The 19,276-nt window shown below is 75.2% G+C and carries 17 protein-coding genes; 13 read left to right on the top strand and 4 right to left on the bottom strand.

What is annotated here, in order from left to right; genetic code table 11:
* Positions 1-8: 8 nt before the first annotated feature.
* From phoH2 to BXA05_RS12645, 3 genes are all read right to left on the bottom strand, one after another.
* The gene (gene phoH2, locus BXA05_RS12655; RefSeq protein ID WP_061266974.1) at positions 9-1,385 is read right to left on the bottom strand and encodes an RNA 5'-3' helicase PhoH2; all 1,377 of its coding nucleotides are present in this window, start codon (positions 1,383-1,385) and stop codon (positions 9-11) included.
* Between the two features lie 341 nt (positions 1,386-1,726).
* Positions 1,727-3,235 (bottom strand): DHA2 family efflux MFS transporter permease subunit, encoded by a 1,509-nt coding sequence (locus BXA05_RS12650; protein WP_232322807.1) that lies wholly within the window; start codon positions 3,233-3,235, stop codon positions 1,727-1,729.
* Between the two features lie 128 nt (positions 3,236-3,363).
* Positions 3,364-3,984, bottom strand: coding sequence for a PadR family transcriptional regulator (locus BXA05_RS12645; RefSeq protein WP_076405212.1), 621 nt, complete (start codon positions 3,982-3,984; stop codon positions 3,364-3,366).
* A 227-nt stretch (positions 3,985-4,211) separates the two neighbouring features.
* On the opposite strand from BXA05_RS12645, the gene BXA05_RS12640 reads away from it, so the two are divergent.
* The 3 genes from BXA05_RS12640 to nhaA all read left to right on the top strand — a co-directional run bounded on the left by BXA05_RS12640 (position 4,212) and on the right by nhaA (position 7,695).
* Positions 4,212-5,666, top strand: a complete 1,455-nt coding sequence (locus BXA05_RS12640) for an amidase (protein ID WP_076405211.1) — start codon at positions 4,212-4,214, stop codon at positions 5,664-5,666.
* Positions 5,633-6,217 carry a DUF1697 domain-containing protein gene (locus tag BXA05_RS12635; RefSeq protein WP_051028210.1) on the top strand — a complete coding sequence of 195 codons (585 nt, stop codon included), beginning with the start codon at positions 5,633-5,635 and terminating at the stop codon, positions 6,215-6,217. Before BXA05_RS12640 ends, BXA05_RS12635 begins: the two co-directional genes overlap by 34 nt.
* A 161-nt stretch (positions 6,218-6,378) precedes the next feature.
* Complete coding sequence (gene nhaA / locus BXA05_RS12630; RefSeq protein WP_076405210.1) at positions 6,379-7,695, top strand: Na+/H+ antiporter NhaA; 1,317 nt, start codon at positions 6,379-6,381, stop codon at positions 7,693-7,695.
* Positions 7,696-7,715: 20 nt separating this feature from the next.
* Here nhaA and BXA05_RS12625 read toward each other — a convergent pair whose 3' ends face one another.
* Entirely contained in the window at positions 7,716-9,203 is a 1,488-nt protein-coding gene (locus tag BXA05_RS12625) for an extracellular catalytic domain type 1 short-chain-length polyhydroxyalkanoate depolymerase (RefSeq protein ID WP_083711860.1), read from the bottom strand.
* A 283-nt stretch (positions 9,204-9,486) separates the two neighbouring features.
* On the opposite strand from BXA05_RS12625, the gene BXA05_RS12620 reads away from it, so the two are divergent.
* From BXA05_RS12620 to BXA05_RS12575, 10 genes are read left to right on the top strand one after another with little or no spacing between them, the layout of a single operon-like run.
* The gene (locus tag BXA05_RS12620; RefSeq protein WP_076405209.1) at positions 9,487-10,701 is read left to right on the top strand and encodes a substrate-binding domain-containing protein; all 1,215 of its coding nucleotides are present in this window, start codon (positions 9,487-9,489) and stop codon (positions 10,699-10,701) included.
* A gap of 1 nt (position 10,702) precedes the next feature.
* Entirely contained in the window at positions 10,703-11,479 is a 777-nt protein-coding gene (locus tag BXA05_RS12615; RefSeq protein WP_074809191.1) for an ABC transporter ATP-binding protein, read from the top strand.
* Positions 11,476-12,255, top strand: coding sequence for an ABC transporter ATP-binding protein (locus tag BXA05_RS12610; RefSeq protein ID WP_076405208.1), 780 nt, complete (start codon positions 11,476-11,478; stop codon positions 12,253-12,255). Before BXA05_RS12615 ends, BXA05_RS12610 begins: the two co-directional genes overlap by 4 nt.
* Positions 12,252-13,127, top strand: coding sequence for a branched-chain amino acid ABC transporter permease (locus tag BXA05_RS12605; protein WP_076405207.1), 876 nt, complete (start codon positions 12,252-12,254; stop codon positions 13,125-13,127). The genes BXA05_RS12610 and BXA05_RS12605 overlap by 4 nt, the downstream gene beginning before the upstream one ends.
* Positions 13,124-14,281, top strand: coding sequence for a branched-chain amino acid ABC transporter permease (locus BXA05_RS12600; RefSeq protein WP_083711859.1), 1,158 nt, complete (start codon positions 13,124-13,126; stop codon positions 14,279-14,281). Before BXA05_RS12605 ends, BXA05_RS12600 begins: the two co-directional genes overlap by 4 nt.
* Positions 14,278-15,867, top strand: a complete 1,590-nt coding sequence (locus BXA05_RS12595) for a class I adenylate-forming enzyme family protein (RefSeq protein WP_076405206.1) — start codon at positions 14,278-14,280, stop codon at positions 15,865-15,867. Before BXA05_RS12600 ends, BXA05_RS12595 begins: the two co-directional genes overlap by 4 nt.
* Positions 15,864-16,562 (top strand): TetR/AcrR family transcriptional regulator, encoded by a 699-nt coding sequence (locus tag BXA05_RS12590; RefSeq protein ID WP_076405205.1) that lies wholly within the window; start codon positions 15,864-15,866, stop codon positions 16,560-16,562. Before BXA05_RS12595 ends, BXA05_RS12590 begins: the two co-directional genes overlap by 4 nt.
* On the top strand, positions 16,559-17,335 hold the full coding sequence (locus tag BXA05_RS12585) for a 3-hydroxybutyrate dehydrogenase (RefSeq protein ID WP_076405204.1): 777 nt from the start codon (positions 16,559-16,561) through the stop codon (positions 17,333-17,335). Before BXA05_RS12590 ends, BXA05_RS12585 begins: the two co-directional genes overlap by 4 nt.
* The gene (locus BXA05_RS12580) at positions 17,332-18,393 is read left to right on the top strand and encodes an alpha/beta hydrolase (RefSeq protein WP_083711858.1); all 1,062 of its coding nucleotides are present in this window, start codon (positions 17,332-17,334) and stop codon (positions 18,391-18,393) included. Before BXA05_RS12585 ends, BXA05_RS12580 begins: the two co-directional genes overlap by 4 nt.
* On the top strand, positions 18,390-19,274 hold the full coding sequence (locus BXA05_RS12575; RefSeq protein WP_076405203.1) for a CoA transferase subunit A: 885 nt from the start codon (positions 18,390-18,392) through the stop codon (positions 19,272-19,274). Before BXA05_RS12580 ends, BXA05_RS12575 begins: the two co-directional genes overlap by 4 nt.
* Positions 19,275-19,276: the final 2 nt, after the last annotated feature.

Below are 19,276 nucleotides of genomic sequence, written 5' to 3'. Positions count from 1 at the left end.
GCGGCAGGTCAGACCTCGATCGACTCCAGCATCTCCGTGACGAGCGCCGCCACGGGCGAGCGCTCGGAGCGCGTGAGCGTGACGTGCGCGAACAGCGGGTGGCCCTTGAGCGCCTCGATGACCGCGGCGACGCCGTCGTGCCGGCCCACGCGCAGGTTGTCGCGCTGCGCGACGTCGTGCGTGAGGACGACGCGCGACGACTGCCCGATGCGGGACAGCACCGTGAGCAGGACGTTGCGCTCGAGCGACTGCGCCTCGTCGACGATGACGAACGCGTCGTGCAGCGAGCGCCCGCGGATGTGCGTGAGCGGGAGCACCTCGAGCATCTCGCGGTCGATGACCTCGTCGAGCACCTGCGGCGAGACGAGCGCCCCGAGGGTGTCGTAGACGGCCTGCGCCCACGGGTTCATCTTCTCGGCCTCGGAGCCGGGCAGGTAGCCGAGCTCCTGGCCGCCGACGGCGTAGAGCGGCCGGAACACCATGACCTTGCGGTGCTGCCGGCGCTCCATGACGGCCTCCAGCCCGGCGCACAGCGCGAGGGCCGACTTGCCGGTCCCGGCCCGCCCGCCGAGCGAGACGATCCCCACGCTCTCGTCGAGCAGCAGGTCGATCGCGACGCGCTGCTCGGCGGAGCGCCCGTGCAGCCCGAACACCTCGCGGTCGCCGCGCACGAGCTGCACGTGCTTGTCCGCGGTGACGCGCCCGAGGGCGGACCCGCGCGGCGAGTGCACGACGAGACCCGTGTGGCAGTGCAGCGGGCCGGCCGCCTCGACGACCGCCGGGTCCAGGCTCGTGAGCTCGACCGACTCGTGCTCCCAGAGCGCCGCCGCCTCCGCGTCGGTGAACGAGATCTCGCCCATGCCGGTCCAGCCCGAGTCGACGGCGAGCTCGTGCCGGTACTCCTCCGCCCGCAGGCCCACGGCCGACGCCTTGACCCGCATCGGCAGGTCCTTCGACACGACCGTGACGTCGTGACCCTCGGCCGCGAGGTTCGCCGCGACGGAGAGGATCCGGGTGTCGTTGTCCCCCAGCCGGAACCCGGCCGGCAGCACGCCCGGGTCGGTGTGGTTGAGCTCCACGCGCAGCGTCCCGCCGACGTCGCCGACGGGGATCGGGGCGTCGAGCCGGCCGTGCTTGACCCGCAGGTCGTCGAGCATGCGCAGCGCGCTGCGCGCGAAGTACCCGAGCTCGGCGTGGTGGCGCTTGGCCTCCAGCTCGGTGATGACGACGACCGGGAGGACCACGTCGTGCTCGGCGAACCGCCCGATGGCGCGCGGGTCGCTCAGCAGGACCGACGTGTCGACGACGAACGTGCGGCGCGCGCCGTCCGGTGCGTCGTCCTGCGGTGTGGGTGAGGTACCGGGGGTGGGTGAGGAATGGACCACGAGGGCTCCCCTCCGGCGCACGCGCGCCGTTCTCTCTCTGGGCGAGGCGGGCGACCGGCCGTCGGGCCGTGGGTGCCACGGCTCAGCAGCGCCGGTGCCGGCCCTCCTGAGCGGAGCGTGAACCCCATCGGCTGGCCTCCCGGAGGACGGCGAAGGTGCCGTCCGTCTCCTCGAAACTACGCCCGTGTGATTCGGGTCACCACCCCCGACACGCCTCCGCGCGAGGTTTAACCCCCCGTTCACGCGGAGGCCGCACCCGCGGGCCGCGCGAGATCGACCCGAGCGTCCGAGACCGGCCCTCCGGGGGCGGCGTCGTGACGGTCGGGTCGATCCCGGACAGGTCAGTGCTCGACGTGCTTCGGCGCCATCGCGATCGCGGCGACGAACCCGAGCACGAGCACCACGGCCGTGACCGCGAGCGTCTGCCCGACGGCGGTCGCGAAGCCCTGGTGGAACGCGGTGGTCGCGGCGTCCGTGACCTGGCGCGCGACGTCGTCGGGCACCCCCGGCGGGAGGTCGAACGACCCGCCCTGGCCCCCCTGGAGCGACCCCGCGTTCGCGAACCCGTCGACGAACTGCTGGCGGAACTGCTCGGGGAGCGAGGCCGCCGCGTCCCGCGCGGCCGCCGGGAGGGTCACCGCGAGGCGCGCGGTGAGCGTCGCGACGATCGCCGCCGACCCGATCACGCCGCCGACCTGGCGCGTCGTGTTGAAGGCGCCCGCGCCCGCCCCGGCGGTGCGGTGGTCGAGGCCCGACGTCGCGAGGTTCGCGAGCGGCGAGAAGACGCACCCGGTGCCGATGCCGAACAGCGTCATGGGGAGCACGATCGTCACCACCGACACGCCCGGCCCGACGACCGCCGCGAGCCAGCCGATCGCGACCGCGAGGACGCCGAACCCCGTCGCGACGACCCACTTCGCGGGCACGCGATCGGACAGGCGGCCTGCGAGCGGCGCGACGATCCCCGACACGAGCGAGCCCGGCAGGTTGACCAGCGCGGCGTGCAGGGGCGACAGCCCGAGGATCGACTGGAGGAAGATCGTCAGCGGGAAGAAGATGCCGATCATCGCGAACGACACGGACATGCCCGCGACGTTCGCGAGCGAGAAGTTGCGCGAGCGGAAGAGCCGCAGCGGCAGCAGCGCGTCGTCGCCGAGCCGGCGCTGCCACAGCACGAACGCGGCCAGCACGAGCAGGCCGACGCCGATCACGCCCCACACCGTGACCGGCCCGGTGATCGTGCCCCAGTCGTACGTCTGGCCCTCCTGGAGCCCGAAGACGACCGCGAAGAGCCCGACGACGGACAGCACGACGCCGACCACGTCGAACGAGCGCTTGTTCGTCGCGAGCCGCGGGAGCCGCACCAGGGCGAGCCAGAGCGCCACGACCCCGACCGGGACGTTGACGAAGAAGATCCACTCCCAGCCCCACGACTCGACGAACAGCCCGCCGAGCAGCGGGCCGGCGATCGTCGCGACGCCCGCCGTCGCACCCCACAGCCCCATCGCGGCGCCGCGCTGCCGCGGCGGGAACACGCGCGTGATCATGGCCATCGTCTGCGGCGTCATGAGCGCCGCGCCGACGCCCTGGACCACGCGGGCGGCGATGAGCATCCCGATCGAGCCCGACAGCCCGCACCACGCGGACGCGAGCGTGAACACCGCCAGGCCGACGACGAACACCGGCTTGGGCCCGTACCTGTCGCCCAGGCGACCCGCGAGCAGGAGCAGCACCGCGTACGAGAGCAGGTAGGCGCTGTTCACCCAGCCGACCGCGACCAGCGACGCGTCGAGCTCGCGCTGGAGCGTGGGGACCGCGATGTTCACGATCGTGGTGTCCACCATGATCATGAAGAAGCCGAGGATGAGCGGCGGCAGGATGCTCCAGGCGCTGCGGCCGTGGAGGTCGACGAGGGGCACGACGCGCGAGCCGGCCTCGGCGGGTGCCGGGGCCGGGCCGGTGCCCGGGGCGGGAGTGGTCACGAGGACTCCTGAGGTGAGGTCGTGCGGGAGTGGCGGAACGCGGGCCCGGGCTCCTCGGTCCAGCTCAGCGCGCCGGACGTGACGTCCGCGACGGTCGCGTCGAGCCAGGCGATCTCGGCCTGGGTCTGGTGGAGCTCGAAGTGGGCGTCGAGCAGGTAGCGGCGGGGCAGGCCGCGCGCGACCACGTCGTCGAGGCGCTCGCGCACCCCGTCGATCGCGGCCGCGAGCGCCGCGCGACGCTCGCGGAGCAGCGCGAGGGCGTCCTCGCGCGGGAGGTCGTGCACGAGCGCGAGCCCGACCGGGAAGGCGGGGTACTCGCGCGGCGTCTCGCGGACGAGGTCGCGCGTGCGGGCGTCGTGCGCGGCGACGCCGGCCGGGGTGATGGCGTAGAGCGTGCGCTCGGGGCGGTTGCCGTCCCGGTCGACGCCCGCGCGCTCGACGAGGCCGTCCCGCTCGAGGCGGTCCACCGCGTGGTAGACGGCGCCGGGGTTGAGCCGCACGAGGCGGTCGTCGCGCCGCTTGCGCAGGCGCACGAGCATCTCGTACGGGTGCATGGGCTGCTCGAGCAGCACGGCGAGCACGAGGGTCGCCGTGGGGCTGAGGCGCGGGGAGGTCACGGTGGTCTCCGGGACGGGGTGGCGGGGTAGCAGGCCGGCGGGTGGGGAGCTCGCGCCCGGCTGGAATATTCCGGTTGGAATATACGCCTCCCGCTCGACCGGTGTCGACCGCCGGGCTCCATGCGGGCGGAGGTCACGCGCGCGGAGATCGCGCGCGCGCAGATCGCGCGCGCGGGTCGCGGGCGCGCGGTCGCGCGGGTGCGACGGCGCGCGTAGGTTCACGAGCCATGAGCGCCCCCGAGCTCCTCGACCTCGACGCCACCGCGCTCGCCGGTGCCCTGCGCGCCGGCGACGTCTCCCCCGTCGAGGTCCTCGACGCGACGCTCGACGCCGCCGCCGGGGTCGGTGCCGCCGTCGGCGCCTTCACCGTGCTGACCCCGGACCTGGCGCGCACGCAGGCCCTCGCCGCACAGGACGCGCTCGTGGCGGCGCGGCGCGACGGCCGGGCCGGTCCCCACGACGGCCTCCCGCCGTTCCTCGGCGTCCCCTGCCCCGTCAAGGACCTCACGATGGTCGAGGGCGTGCCGATGCGCGCGGGCTCGGCCGCGATCGACCCGTTCCCCGCCCCGTACGACGACGGCGTCGTGACGCTCCTGCGGCGCGCCGGCACGGTGATGGTCGGCAAGACCTCGACCCCGGAGCTCGGCCTCCCCTGCTACACGGAGCCCGACGTCGGCCCGACCGCCCGCACCCCGTGGGACCTCGCGCGGTCCGCGGGCGGGTCGAGCGGGGGCGCGGCCGCCGCGGTCGCGGCGCGCGTCGTCCCCGTCGCGCACGGGAGCGACGGCGGCGGCTCGCTGCGCATCCCCGCGAGCGCGTGCGGGCTCGTCGGGCTCAAGCCGTCGCGCGGGCTCGTGAGCCCGGGCCCGTACGGGGTCGACGGCGCGGGGCTCGCGACGCACGGCGTCCTCACCCGGTCGGTCCGCGACACCGCCGCGTTCCTCGACGTGCTCGCGCGCCCCTGGCCCGGCGACACCTTCACCGCGCGGCTCGGCGCCCCGCCGGACGGGCGGCTGCTCCGCGTCGGGCTGCTGCTGGAGCCCGTGATCGCCGCCGGCGCCCCCGTGCACCCGGCGTGCGCCGACGCCGCCCGCGCGGCGGCGGAGCTCCTCGTCCGGCTCGGGCACGACGTCGTCGAGATCCCGCCCCCGTTCGGGGCCGAGCGCTGGGACGCGTTCGCGGCGCTGTGGTCCGTCGGGGCGCTCCAGGCACCCGTCCCGCCGGAGCGCGAGCACCTGCTCGTGCCGCTCACGCGGTGGCTGCGCGAGCGCGGGCGCGCGGTGAGCGGGCTCGCGTACGCGACGGCGCTCGCGGGGGTGCAGCAGCTCACGCGCGAGGTCGCCGCCGCGTGGTCGGGCGTCGACGTCGTGCTCTCCCCCACGCTCGCGCAGCCGCCCGCGCTCGTCGGCAGCCAGCGCGTCGACGACGACCCGGCCGCCGACTTCGCGGCGCAGACGGCGTTCACGCCCTGGACGAGCCTCTGGAACCTCACGGGGCGGCCCGCGGTCTCCCTCCCGCTCGGCGAGGCGCGCGTCACCGACCCCGACGGGTCTGCGGCGACCGTCCCCGTCGGGGTGATGCTCGGCGCGGACCACGGGGACGACGCCCTGCTGCTGGCCCTCGCGGCGCGCCTCGAGGAGGCCGCGCCGTGGTCCCGCCGTCGCCCGGGGACGTCGTCGTGACGGCGTACGCCTGCCTGCTCTTCGCCGTGAACGTGGGCGGGCGGAAGGTCCCGTCGACCGCGCTGCGGGACCTCGCGGGCGAGCTCGGCCTCGCGCACGCCCGCACGGTCGTGAACAGCGGGAACCTCGTCGTCGGGCCGGGGTCGTCCGGTGCGTCGTCGCCCGCGGACGTCGCGCGCCTCCTGCACGACGGCGTCGCCGAGCGGTTCGGCGTCGACGCCGCCGTGGCCGTGCTCACGACCGAGCGCCTCCGGAAGATCGTGCGCGGGAACCCGCTGCCCGACGACGCCGCCGACCGCCCGGCCGGGCTGCTGGTCCACGTGGGCGAGGAGCCGGTCGACCCGGACGCCGCCGCCGCGCTCGGGCCGCGCCTGACGACCGAGCGCGCCGTCGTCGCGAACGGCGTCCTCTACGTCGCCTACCCCGACGGCGTCGGTCGGTCGAGGCTGACGGCGGCCGTCCTCGCGAAGGCGGCCGGGACCCCGGTGACGGGCCGGAACTGGAGAACGACGACGCGTCTCCTCGCGCTCGCCGAGGACACCCCGCCCTGACGCGCGCGGCGGGACGAGCGCCAGGAGACTGGACCGCGAGCCGGACACGTCGACCGCGAGGGGTGCGCCGCCCCGTAGAATCGTGGGCGGTGTGCCGGGAAGTCTGGTCGGCCACGGTCCGCGACGCGGCCGTGCGACACGACAGCGACCCCGGGAGCACGATGACCCACCCCGCCCTGCCCTCCGGCCCCTCGGCCACCCCGCCGACCGACCGCCCCTCCCCCGGTGCACGCCTGCGCCGCTGGGTCGGGCGCGAGACGACGGGCGGCGCCCTGCTCATCGGCGCGGCGCTGCTCGCGCTGGTCTGGGCCAACTCGCCCTGGCGCGAGTCCTACCTCACGCTGTCGAGCACCGTCGTCGGCCCGTCCTCCCCGCTGCACCTCGACCTGACGCTGTCGACGTGGGCGGCCGACGGCCTGCTCGCGATCTTCTTCTTCGTGGTCGGCGTCGAGCTCAAGCAGGAGTTCGTCGCGGGCAGCCTGCGCAACCCGAGGCAGGCGGGCGTCCCGGTGCTCGCGGCGATGGGCGGCATGGCGGTGCCGGCCCTGATCTTCGTCGCCGTCCTGCTGACCACGGGCGACCCGGGCGCGCTGCACGGGTGGGCGATCCCCACGGCGACGGACATCGCGTTCGCGCTCGGCGTGCTCGCCGTCTTCGGCCGCGGGCTCCCCGTCGCGATCCGCACGTTCCTGCTCACGCTCGCGGTCGTCGACGACCTGCTCGCGATCGTCGTCATCGCGATCTTCTACACGGCGGAGCTGCAGTGGGGCTACCTCGGCCTCGCGCTGCTCGCCGTCGCGCTCTACGCCGTCCTCGTGCGCGCTCGCCGCACCCGCTGGTGGCTCCTGCTGCCCGTCGCGGTGGTCGCCTGGGCGTTCATGCACGAGTCGGGCGTCCACGCCACGATCGCCGGCGTCCTGCTCGGCTTCACCGTCCCCGCGCTCGCGGTGCACGGGGAGCGGGAGCCGCGCACGCAGCGCTTCGAGCACACGGTGCGCCCGCTCTCGCAGGGCGTCGCGCTGCCGGTGTTCGCGTTCTTCGCGGCCGGCGTCTCGATCGTGGGCGGCGAGACGCCCGTCGGGGAGGTGCTGACGCAGCCCGTCGTGCTCGCCATCGTCCTCGGGCTCGTCGTCGGCAAGCTCGTGGGCGTGCTCGGGGTCACGGCGCTCGTCACGCGCTTCACGCCGCTGCGGCTCGCGGCCGGCATCGGGGTGCGCGACCTCCTGCCCGTCGGGTTCCTCGCGGGCATCGGCTTCACCGTCTCGCTCCTCATCGCGGAGCTGTCGTTCCCCGACGCCGAGCACACCGACGGCGCGAAGATCGCGATCCTCGCGGCGTCCACGATCGCGGTGGTGCTGGCCGCGCTCGCGCTGCGCTGGGACGCCCGCCGGGCCCGCTCGAACGACATGAACCGCGACGACCTCCCGGACGACGTCACCGACTTCATCGGTGACCCGAAGGACCGCCTGGAGCACTAGCCCGAGCGGGCCCGCCCTGCTCAGCAGGCGGCGGCGACCTCGAACCGGCCGGGCGCGGCCTCGCGCAGCGTCGTGACCGTCGCGTCGCCCTGGCCGAGGTACGCGAGCGAGCCGACCGCGTAGTACGGGTTGTAGGGGTTCACGCCGTAGGAGATCGCGCGCCCCGCGGCCCGGTGCTGCGCGTTCGTCGCGGTGCCGCACCACGGCCCGGTCGGCGCCTGCACCGTCACCGCGACCTGTGCGGTCGACGCGTTCCCCGCCGCGTCGACCGCGCGGGCCGTGAGCACGTGCGAGCCGGGCGCGAGCGCCGTCGTGTCCCAGTCGAACCCGTACGGGGCGGTGCGCAGCGTCGCGAGCATCGCGCCTTCGACGCTCAGCTCGACGCGGTCGACCGCGCGGTCGTCGGACGCCGCGACCTCCACGCGGACCGTCCCCGAGACGGCGGCGCCCGCGGCGGGCGCGGTGATCGCGACCGTCGGCGCCGTGACGTCCGGGTCGGGGCCCGGGTCGCGGTCGACGCGCCGGTTGTTCGCGAACAGGAAGTCGGTGAGGTAGGCCGGGTAGTCGATGCTGTTCGTCGACACGTAGGACCCTCCGGGGCCGCCGCCCGCGGGCCACGCGTGCGCGAGCCCGGTGTTCTGGACCAGCGAGACGCGCGGGCCGGCGGCGTCGGACCACAGCGACCCGGTGCCCGCGCGGTTCGTGCCCGCGAGCCCGGCGAGCGAGAACGACGACGTGGTCCCGGCTCCGTAGAGGTCGGCCATGACCTGGGCGTTGAGCGTCCCGTACCCGGTCGCGACCGTCGTGTCGGCGCTGCCGAAGACGACGGACGTCACCTGCGAGCCGAAGCCCGCCGCGTGCGTCCCCGCGAAGGTCCGGCACGTCGAGCGCGCCTGCGCGAGCGTCGTCGCGACGCTCCCGATCTGGCCCGACGTCGTCCCGACCGTCGGCCCCGCCGCGACCCCCACGCCCGCGAACACGTCGGGCGCGAGGCAGCCCATGACCATCGCCTGGCCGCCGCCGGACGACAGGCCGCTGACGTAGACCTGGTCCGGGTCGATGCCGAGCGAGGCGTCTGCCAGCAGGGTCGAGACGAGGTCGAGCAGGTTGTCGTCGTGCCGCGCGGGGTTCGTCCGGCTGTGGTTCGTGTCGTAGTAGTCCCAGCAGCCGAGCAGGACACCGCCGTTCGGCGCGGCGGGGACCGCGACGACCATGCCGTGCTCGTCGGCGGTCGCGGTCCAGTTGCCGCCGTTCTTGAGCACCTGCGACGTCTGGACGCACCCGTGCAGGGAGACCATGAGCGCCCGACCGCCGGGGAGCGCGGGCGCCGTCGACGGCCGGTAGAGCTCGACCGTCATCCCGCCGGCCGTGCGCTGGGACCACGACCCGGCGGCCGTGGCCGGTGCGGTGACGAGCGGGACGAGCACGACCGCGAGCGCCGCGCCGAGGGCGAGCGCGACGGCGCTCCGGCGGGCGCGGGCGCGCTGTCTGAGGGAGTGCCTGACCATCTGAACCTCCACGTCGAGGTCGGGTCGCCGTCGGCGCTTCGCGCGCCGTGGCGCGCACCGTCGCGCGCCGGACCCGGGCGAACCGGACGCTACGTGTGACCTGAATCACCTGTCAACATCAGGCCTGCCGCGGCCGGCGCGCTCGCGACACCGGGCGCGCGGCGGTCCCTCCCGACGCGGGTTGACACCGCGCCGCCCGGGGATCCATGATTCCCGCAACCTGAATCGCCTCTCATGTTTGAGCGGCGCTCCCCCTCAGGACCACCCAACGAAGGGCGAAGTCATGCGGACGAAGAAGTCCCAGCGGTCGGCGCTCGCCGTCGCCGCGCTCGCGGCCGCGAGCCTCGCGCTCGCCGCCTGCGCGCCGACCGACGCGAGCGGCGGCGGCAGCGCCGGAGGCGAGACCAGCACGAGCGCCGACCCGGTCGACGTCGGCATCATCTACTCCAAGACCGGGCCGCTCGCGGCCTACGGCGAGGCCTACTACGAGGGCTTCCAGGCCGGTCTCGACTACGCGACCGACGGCACGGGCGAGGTCGACGGCCGCCCCGTCAACGTGACGTTCCACGACGACGGCGGCGACCCCGACAAGGCCGTCGGGCAGGCCAAGGACCTCATCGGCAAGGGCTACCAGATCCTCGGCGGCACGGTCGTGTCCGGCGTGGCGCTCAAGCTCGCCGAGCAGGCCGAGCAGAACAAGGTGCTCTACATCTCGGGGCCCGCCGCGGTCGACGCGCTCACGGGCATCAACGACTACACGTTCCGCTCGGGGCGCCAGTCGCTCCAGGACGTGGCGACCGCCGGCACGTTCGTCGACCCGGACGGTGCGAAGGTCGTCGTGTTCGCCCAGGACAACGCGTTCGGCCAGGGCAACCTCGCCGCGGTCGAGGCCGTCCTCGGCGCGCAGGGCGCCGAGGTGACGAGCGTGCTCGTCCCGGAGGACGCGACGGAGTTCACGCCGTTCGCGCACCAGATCGTCGACGCCGCGCCCGACCTCGTGTTCGTCGCGTGGGCCGGGGCGACGTCGGGCGCGATGTGGCAGGGCCTGGACCAGCAGGGCGTCCTCGACGCGACCACGGTCGTCACCGGGCTCGGCGACGTCGCGACCTACGGCGCGTACGGCGCCGCGGCGAGCAAGGTCGACTTCCTCAACCACTACTTCCCCGGCGCCGCGGGCACCGAGGTCGAGGCCGCGATGCTCGCGTCCGTCGAGGAGGCCGGGAAGCAGGCCGACCTCTTCACGCCCGACGGCTTCGTCGCCGCGCAGATGATCGTCCACGCGATCGCCGAGGGCGGCGACGACGTCGACGCCATGGTCGACGCGCTCGAGGGCTGGAGCTTCGACGGCCCCAAGGGCACGACGACGGTCCGCGCGTCCGACCACGCGCTCGTCCAGCCGATGTACCAGGTGAAGCTCGTGGCCGAGGGCGACGGCTGGGCTCCCGAGCTCGTCGCCGAGGTGCCGGGCGACGACGTCGCGCCGGCCGAGGCGGGCTGACGTGGGCGAGCCGCACACCCTCCCCGCGCTCGAGGTCCGCGACCTCGGGCTCCAGATCGGCGGCGCGCGGATCCTGCGGGGCGTGAGCCTCGCCGTCGGGCAGGGCGAGATGCTCGGCGTGATCGGGCCGAACGGCGCGGGCAAGACGACGCTCTTCAACCTGGTCTCGGGGATCCACCGCCCGACGAGCGGTTCGGTGCTCCTCGAGGGCGCGGACGTGACGACCACCTCGGTGGCCGCGCGCGCCCGCGCGGGCCTGGGCCGCACGTTCCAGACGTCGAGCCTGTTCCCGCGCCTGAGCGTCCGGGAGAACGTGCGGCTCGCCGCGCAGGGGCGCCTCGGCGGCGCCCTGTCGGTGCTGCGCTTCCCGCGTCGCGGCGACGCCGCGACGCGGGAGGCGGACCGGCACCTGGAGACCGTCGGGCTCGTGCGCCGCGCCGAGGTCGCCGCGGGCGACCTGTCGCACGGCGACAAGCGCAAGCTCGAGATCGCGGTGCTCCTCGCGACCGAGCCGCGCGTCGTGCTGCTCGACGAGCCCATGGCGGGCGTGTCGTCGGCCGACGTGCCCGGCCTCGTCGAGGTCATCCGCGACCTGCACGCGACCGGCTGCACGGTGCTCATGGTCGAGCACCACATGGACGTCGTGCTGGGGCTCGTGGACCGCGTCGCCGTCATGCACCACGGCGAGCTGCTCGCGTGCGACACCCCCGACGCCGTCATGGCGGACCCGACGGTGCAGAGCGCCTACCTCGGCGTCACGGCAGGAGAGGCAGCATGAGCGGCAGCAGCAGGAGCACCGCCCAGCCCGCGGTCAGGAGCGACGTGCCCGTCCTCGAGGTGCGCGGGCTCTCCGCGCGCATCGCGGGCCAGCAGGTCGTCGAGGACGTGACGTTCTCCGTCCCGGCCACGGGCGTCACCGCGGTGCTGGGCCGCAACGGCGTCGGCAAGACGTCGACCCTCAAGGCCGTGCTCGGCCTGATCGAGCGCCGGGGCGAGGTGCTGCTCGCGGGCGAGCGCGTCGACGGCGAGCGCACGGACCGGATCGTGCGGCGCGGCGTCGGGTACGTGCCCGAGGACCGGGAGGTGTTCGCCGGGCTCACGGTCGCGGAGAACCTGCGGCTCGCGGAGCGCGACGCCCACCCGCGACGCGAGCTCGTCGCGGAGCTGTTCCCGGACCTGGTGCAGCGCGCCGCCCAGCGCGCGGGCACCCTCTCGGGCGGGCAGCAGCAGATGGTGTCGCTCGCGCGCGCCCTGCTCAACGCCAACCGCCTGCTCCTCGTCGACGAGCCCACCAAGGGCCTCGCGCCCCGGATCGTCGGCGAGGTGTCGGACGCGCTCGCGGAGGCGGCCCGCACGGTCCCGATCCTGCTCGTCGAGCAGAACCTCGAGGTCATCGAGCGGCTCGCCGAGCGCGTCGTCGTGATCGACGCGGGCCGCGTCGTGCACACCGGTCCCGCGCGCGAGCTCCTCGACGACCCCGACCGCGTCCAGCAGCTCCTCGGCGTGCACGCCGAGGTCGACCACCACGGAACCGAAGGGGCGGTGGCCCGGTGAGCACGATCGTCCTCCTCCTCGTCACGGGGCTCGGCCTCGGGGCGCTGTACTTCCTCGTCGCGTCGGGCCTGTCGCTCATCTACGGGCTCATGGGCGTCCTCAACTTCGCGCACGGGTCGTTCCTCACGCTCGGCGCGTTCGGCGGCTGGTTCGTCGCACGCTCCCTCGGCGCGGACTCGTGGGGCGTCTTCGCGCTCTCGCTGCTCGCCGGGGCCGTCGTCGGGGCGGGGGCCGCGGCGCTCACCGAGCTCCTGCTCATCCGCCCGCTCTACGAGCGGCACATCGAGCAGGTGCTCGTCACCGTCGGGCTCTCGCTCGCGTCCGTCGCGCTGTTCGAGGGCATGTGGGGATCGGACCCCGAGTTCATCTCCGGCCCGGCGTGGCTCAAGGGCACGACCGACCTGGCCGGCGCGCCGGTGCCCAACGACCGGTTCGTCGCGATCGGCGCCGCGGCGCTCGTGCTCGGCGCGATCGTGCTGTTCCTCCAGCGCACCCGCTACGGGCTCATCATCCGCGCGGGCGTCGAGAACCGGTCCATGGTCACCGCGCTCGGCATCGACGTGCGCAAGGCGTTCACGCTCGTCTTCGCGGTCGGCGGCGCCGCCGCGGGGCTCGGCGGGGTCCTCGCCTCGCAGTACTTCGGGTACGTCTCCCCGCACCTCGGCGGGTCGCTGCTCATCTTCGCGTTCATCGTCACCGTCATCGGGGGGCTCGGCTCCCTGACCGGCGCGGCAGTCGCGTCCGTGCTCGTCGCGGTCCTGCAGCAGTTCGCGAACTACTACCTCGGCTACGGCGACCTGCTCGTCGTGCTCCTGCTCGCGCTCGTGCTCCTCGTCCGTCCCACCGGCCTCCTCGGGAGGGCAGCCGCATGACCACCCAGACCGCTCCCCCGGCCCCGGCCACCCCCGCCGACGACGCACCGCGCGCCGACCGACCCGCCCGCCGCGCGCCGTCGGGCACGCTGGTCCGCACGCTCGCGGGCGTCGCGCTCGTCGCGGGGCTCGCGTGCCTCCCGCTGCTCGCGCTCCACGTGCCGGGCGTCCTGCCCGGCCCGACGTACACGCCCGGCGCGCTCCAGATGATGGCGATGTGCTGGCTCATCGGCGCCCTCGCGCTGAGCTACCACCTGCTGTTCGGGGTCGCGGGGCTGCTGAGCTTCGGCCACGCGCTGTACTTCGCGGCCGGGCTGTACGGGCTCGCGATCGTGCTCGACACGACCGAGATCCCGCTCCTGCCGGCCGCGGCGCTCGTGCTCGTCGGCGGGATCGTCCTCGCGCACGTCGTCGGGGCCGTCTCGCTGCGGGTCACGGGCATCTCGTTCGCCATGGTCACCCTCGCGTTCGCCCAGGCGGGCAACGTGCTCGTGCGCCGCAACCCCGGCGGCACGACCGGCGGCGAGGAGGGCCTCGCGCTCGCGACCCGGAACGTACCCGACGCGTTCGTGGGCGTGCTCAACACGCGCAACCTCTACTGGCTCGCCCTCGCCGTGCTCGTCGTCGTCTACCTCGTGGTGCTGTGGGTCGAGCGGTCGCGCGCGGGGCACGTCGCGGCGGCGACGCGCGAGAACGAGATGCGCGTGCGCGTCATCGGCGGGCGCCCCTACCTCGTCAAGCTCCTCGTGTTCGTCCTCGCGGCGACGCTCGCGACCGTCGTCGGCATGGCGTACCTGCTGCTCCAGTCCGGCGCCGTGCCGCGCGCGACGTCCGCCGACTTCACGCTCACGCTGCTCGTCATGGTCGTGCTCGGCGGCGTCGGGTCCCGGTGGGGCGCGATCGTCGGCGGCGTGCTCTACACGATCCTCGACCAGCGGCTCGGCACGCTTGCGAGCTCCGCGGCCGTCGCGGACCTCCCGGCCGTGCTGCGCGTGCCGCTCAGCGAGCCGCTGTTCCTGCTCGGGACCCTCTTCATCCTCGTCGTGATGTTCCTGCCCGGCGGCATCGCCGGGGCCGCGTCGCGCCTCGCCGCGCGCCGCCGCCCGCGGGAGGATCGGGAGGAGGCCCGCGAGCGCCTGGAGGAGGTGGCATGACGACGCAGCACCAGGACGCCCAGGACGGCCTGCACACCCTCGGGCGCTGGACGCGCGACCGCGCGCTCGCGACGCCCGACCGCGTCGCCGTCGACGACCGCGGCGTGACCCTGCGCTACCGCGACCTGCACGAGCGCGCGAGCGCCCTGGCGGCGGCGTTCCGGGAGGCGGGCTACGGCGTCGGGGACCGCGTCGCGACCGTCACGGGCAACAGCGCCGACCAGGTCGTGCTGTTCTTCGCGTGCGCGCAGGCCGGGCTCGTCCTCGCGCCGCTGTCGTGGCGGCTGTCGCCCGGCGAGCTCGCCGCCCAGGTCGAGCAGGCCGACCCCGCGCTCGTGCTCGTGGAGCAGGAGTTCTCCGGCCTCGCGGACTCGGCGTTCGACCGGCTCGACCCGCTGCGCCGGCTCGACGGGGAGCGGCCCGGCCGCCCGCCCCGGCGGGCGGAGCTCGGGCGCAGCGGCGTCGAGGCGCACGTCCCGCCGCCGTCGCGGCGGGGCCCCGCGCCGGAGCGCCGGCCCGTGCGCGACGACGACCCGCTCCTCCTCGTGTTCACGTCCGGCACGCAGGGCACGCCCAAGGGCGCGCTGCTCACGCACGCGAACTGCTTCTGGACGAACCTCTCGCTCTCGCGCACGGTCGAGCTGACGAGCCACGACGTCGTGCTGAGCGTGCTGCCACAGTTCCACGCGGGCGGGTGGAACATCCAGCCGCTGCTCGCATGGTGGACCGGCGCGACCGTCGTCCTGGAGCGCACGTTCGAGCCAGAGCGCGTGCTCCAGCTCGTCGCCGAGCGCCGCGTCACGACGATGATGGGCGTCCCGACGAACTACCTGCTCCTCGCGGAGCACCCCGGCTTCGCGGACGCCGACCTGTCGTCGCTGCGGCACGCCGTCGTGGGCGGCGCGCCCATGCCGGAGCCGCTGCTGCGCACGTGGCACCGCCGCGGCGTCGCCCTCTCGCAGGGCTACGGGCTCACGGAGGCGGGCCCCAACGTGCTGTGCCTGCCCGACGACCAGGCCCGCGAGCGCAGCGGCTCGGCCGGCACGCCGTACCCGCACGTCGAGGTCGCCGTCGCCGACCCGGTGACGGGCCGCCACCTCGACGGGCCCGCGGCGGGCGAGCTGCTGGTCCGCGGGCCGGGGGTGTTCGCGGGCTACTTCCGCGACGAGGCCGCCACGGCCGCGGTCCTGCGCGACGGCTGGCTGCGCACCGGGGACCTCGTCGAGCGCGACGTCGACGGGTGCTACCGCGTGGTCGACCGCCTGAAGGACGTCTTCATCGTCGGCGGCGAGAACGTCACGCCGTCCGAGGTGGAGGCCGTGCTCCGCCGCCACCCCGCGGTGGCGGACGTGGCGGTGGTGGGCGTCCCCGACGACCGGTGGGGCGAGGTCGGGGCCGCGTTCGTCGTGCCGCGCGCCGGCCACCCCACCGACGCCGAGGAGCTGGAGGCGTTCTGCCGCCGCGAGCTCGCGCACTTCAAGGTCCCGCGCCGCTTCGACCTCGTCCCGTCCCTGCCCCGCACGTCGTTGCACAAGGTGTCGCGCCGCTCGCTCGCCGAGCGCGTGACCGTCCCGGAGGACTCATGAGCACCCAGCCCCGCACCGCCCGCGGCAACCGCACCCGGGCGAAGATCCTCGCCGCGGCCGAGCAGGTGTTCGCCGAGGTCGGGTACCACGACGCGTCGATCGTGAAGATCACCGAGTCCGCGGGCGTCGGGCAGGGCACGTTCTACCTGTACTTCGAGTCGAAGATCGACGTGTTCGACGAGCTCGTCGACGACCTCAACCGCCGCGTGCGGCACGCGATGATCGAGGCGAGCTCGCAGGCGACGACGCGCCTGGCCGCCGAGCGCGCGGGCTTCGAGGCGTTCTTCCGCTTCACCGCCGAGCACCCGGCGCTCTACCGGATCGTGCGGCAGGCCGAGTTCGTCTCGCCCGGGGCGCTGCGCCGCCACTACGCGCGCATCGTCGAGGGCTACATGACCGGGCTCGACAAGGCGCGCGCGAACGGCGAGGTCGGCCACGACGTCGACCCGGAGGTCGCCGCGTGGGCGCTCATGGGCATCGGCGAGATCGTCGGGATGCGCTGGGTCCTGTGGGGCGGGCGCTGGGACGAGGGCGCGGAGCCGCCGTCGTACGACACCGCGGCCGCCGAGGTCCCTCCGCACGTGTTCGAGCAGACCATGCAGTTCATCGAGCGCGCGCTCGCCGCGCCGCGGACCGCCCCGCCGACCGGGACCGGGCCCGCCACCTCGACCGACACCGAAGGAGACGCGCGATGACCGTCCCCGCCACCGTCCCCGGCACCGCCCCGACCCTCGCCGGACGGCGCGCGCTCGTCACGGGCGGCGCGAGCGGCATCGGCGCCGCGTGCGCGCGCGAGCTCGCCGCGCGCGGCGCGCACGTGACCGTCGCCGACGTCGACCCCGGCGGCGCGCAGCGCCTCGCGGACGAGCTCGGCGGCGAGGCGTGGGTCGTGGACCTCGCCGACACGCGCGCGCTCGACGACCTCACGCTCGACGTCGACGTCCTCGTCAACAACGCGGGCGTGCAGCGCGTGAGCCCCATCGAGGACTTCCGCCCGGACGACTTCCGCCTGCTGCACGCGATCATGCTCGAGGCGCCGTTCCTGCTGGTCCGGGCCGCGCTCCCGGGGATGTACGCGCGCGGGTTCGGGCGCGTCGTCAACGTGTCGTCCGTGCACGGCCTCGTGGCGTCGCCGTTCAAGTCGGCGTACGTGTCCGCGAAGCACGGCCTGGAGGGCCTGTCCAAGGTGACGGCGCTCGAGGGCGGTCCGCACGGCGTGACGAGCGTGTGCGTCAACCCCGGCTACGTCCGCACGCCGCTCGTCGAGAAGCAGATCGCGGACCAGGCGCGCGTGCACGGCGTCCCCGAGTCCGAGGTGCTCGCGACGGTGCTCCTCGCGGAGTCCGCGGTGAAGCGGCTCGTCGAGCCGGAGGAGGTCGCGTCGCTCGTCGGCTGGCTCACCGGCCCGGACGCGTCGATGGTCTCGGGCGCGTCGTGGACGATCGACGGCGGCTGGAGCGCCCGGTGACCGCGGCGACGACCGCGCCGGACGACGTCACCGCCGCGACCCACACCTACGCGACGCTCGACGTCCCCGTCGCGGGCGGGCGGCTGCGCGTCGGCGTGTGGGACCCGGTCGGTCCGCACGCACCCGAGCCCGGCGCCCGGCCCGACGGCGGCGCGCGCCCCGCGCCCGACGCCGTCCCGACCGTCCTCGCCGTGCACGGCATCACGGCGTCGCACCGCGCGTGGCCGGCCGTCGTCGCGGCGCTGCCGGGCGTGCGCGTCGTCGCGCCCGACCTCCGCGGGCGCGGGCGCAGCAACGCCCTGCCCGGCCCGTACGGCATGGGCGCGCACGCGGACGACCTCGCGACGGTCCTCGACGCGCTCGGGATCGACCGCGTCGTCGCGCTCGGCCACTCCATGGGCGCGTTCGTGTCCGTCGTGCTCGCGCACCGCCACCCCCGCCGCGTCTCCCGGCTCGTGCTCGTCGACGGCGGTATCCCGCTCCCGCCGCCGACCGGGCTCGCGCCCGACGCGACGCACGACGAGGTCCTGCGCGCCCTGCTCGGCCCGGCCGTCGAGCGCCTCGAGCGCACGTTCGCCGACCACGAGGAGTACCGCGGGTTCTGGCGCGCGCACCCCGCCTTCGCGAGCGCGTGGGACGAGCCGTGGGCCGACGTCGTCGCGGGGTACGTCGACTACGACCTCGTCGGCGAGGCGCCCGCGCTGCGCCCGGCGTCGTCGGGCGCGGCGGTCTCCGCCGACTCGCTCGAGCTCTACGAGGGCGGGCCGCTCGCGGACGCGCTCGCGGGCGACCACCCGCTCGACGTGCCCCTCGTGCTGCTGCGCGCGCCGCGCGGCCTGCTCGACGAGCCCGAGGCCCTCTACTCCCCCGAGCACCTCGCCGCGTGGCGCGCGCGGCTGCCGGGGCTGCGCACCCGCGACGTAGCGGGTATCAATCACTACACGATCATCATGAGCCCGCCCGGCGTCGAGGCCGTCGCGGGCGAGACCCTGCGGGCCCTGGCCGCCGTCACGAGCGACGGACCCGGACCGGCGAGTGACGAGGAGGTCACGGCATGAGCCCCACGATCGCGTCCCCACGAGGGACCGGGCTGGACAAGGTGGTCGCGTCCGCGGCCGAGGCCGTCGCGGACGTGCCCGACGGCGCGTCGCTCGCCGTCGGCGGGTTCGGCCTGTGCGGCAACCCGATCGCGCTCATCGAGGCGCTGCTCGCCCAGGGCACGCGCGACCTGTGGGTCGTGAGCAACAACTGCGGCGTCGACGACTGGGGCCTGGGCGTCCTGCTCGGCGCGGGCCGCATCCGGAAGATGACGAGCTCGTACGTCGGGGAGAACAAGGAGTTCGAGCGGCAGTTCCTCTCGGGCGAGCTCGAGCTCGAGCTCACCCCGCAGGGCACGCTCGCCGAGAAGCTGCGCGCCGGCGGGGCGGGCATCGCCGGGTTCTGGACGCGCACCGGCGTCGGCACGCAGGTCGCCGAGGGCGGCCTCCCCCAGCGGTACGACGGCACGGGCGGCGTCGCGCAGGCGAGCGCGCCCAAGGAGGTGCGCACGTTCGGCGTCGGGCCGCGCGGTCGCGACGGCGCGTTCGCCGACGAGGCCGAGTTCGTGCTCGAGGACGCGATCACCACGGACTTCGCGCTCGTGCACGCCCTGCGCGGCGACCGGCACGGCAACCTCGTGTTCCACCGGTCGGCCCGCAACTTCTCCCCGCTCGCCGCGATGGCGGGCCGCGTGTGCGTCGCGCAGGTCGAGGAGCTCGTCGAGCCCGGAGAGATCGACCCCGACGCCGTGCACCTGCCCGGCGTGTTCGTGCACCGCGTCGTCGAGGTGGGCCCGGACGTGCCCAAGCGGATCGAGCGCCGCACCGTGCGCCCGCCCGCCGCGACCGACCAGCCCGCGCCCGCGCCGTCGGGCACCGCGACGACCGTGAAGGAGGGCTGAGC

Source organism: Cellulosimicrobium funkei, assembly GCF_900155925.1.
Lineage (GTDB): Bacteria > Actinomycetota > Actinomycetes > Actinomycetales > Cellulomonadaceae > Cellulosimicrobium > Cellulosimicrobium funkei.
This window is presented reverse-complemented; position numbering and strand designations above follow the sequence as displayed.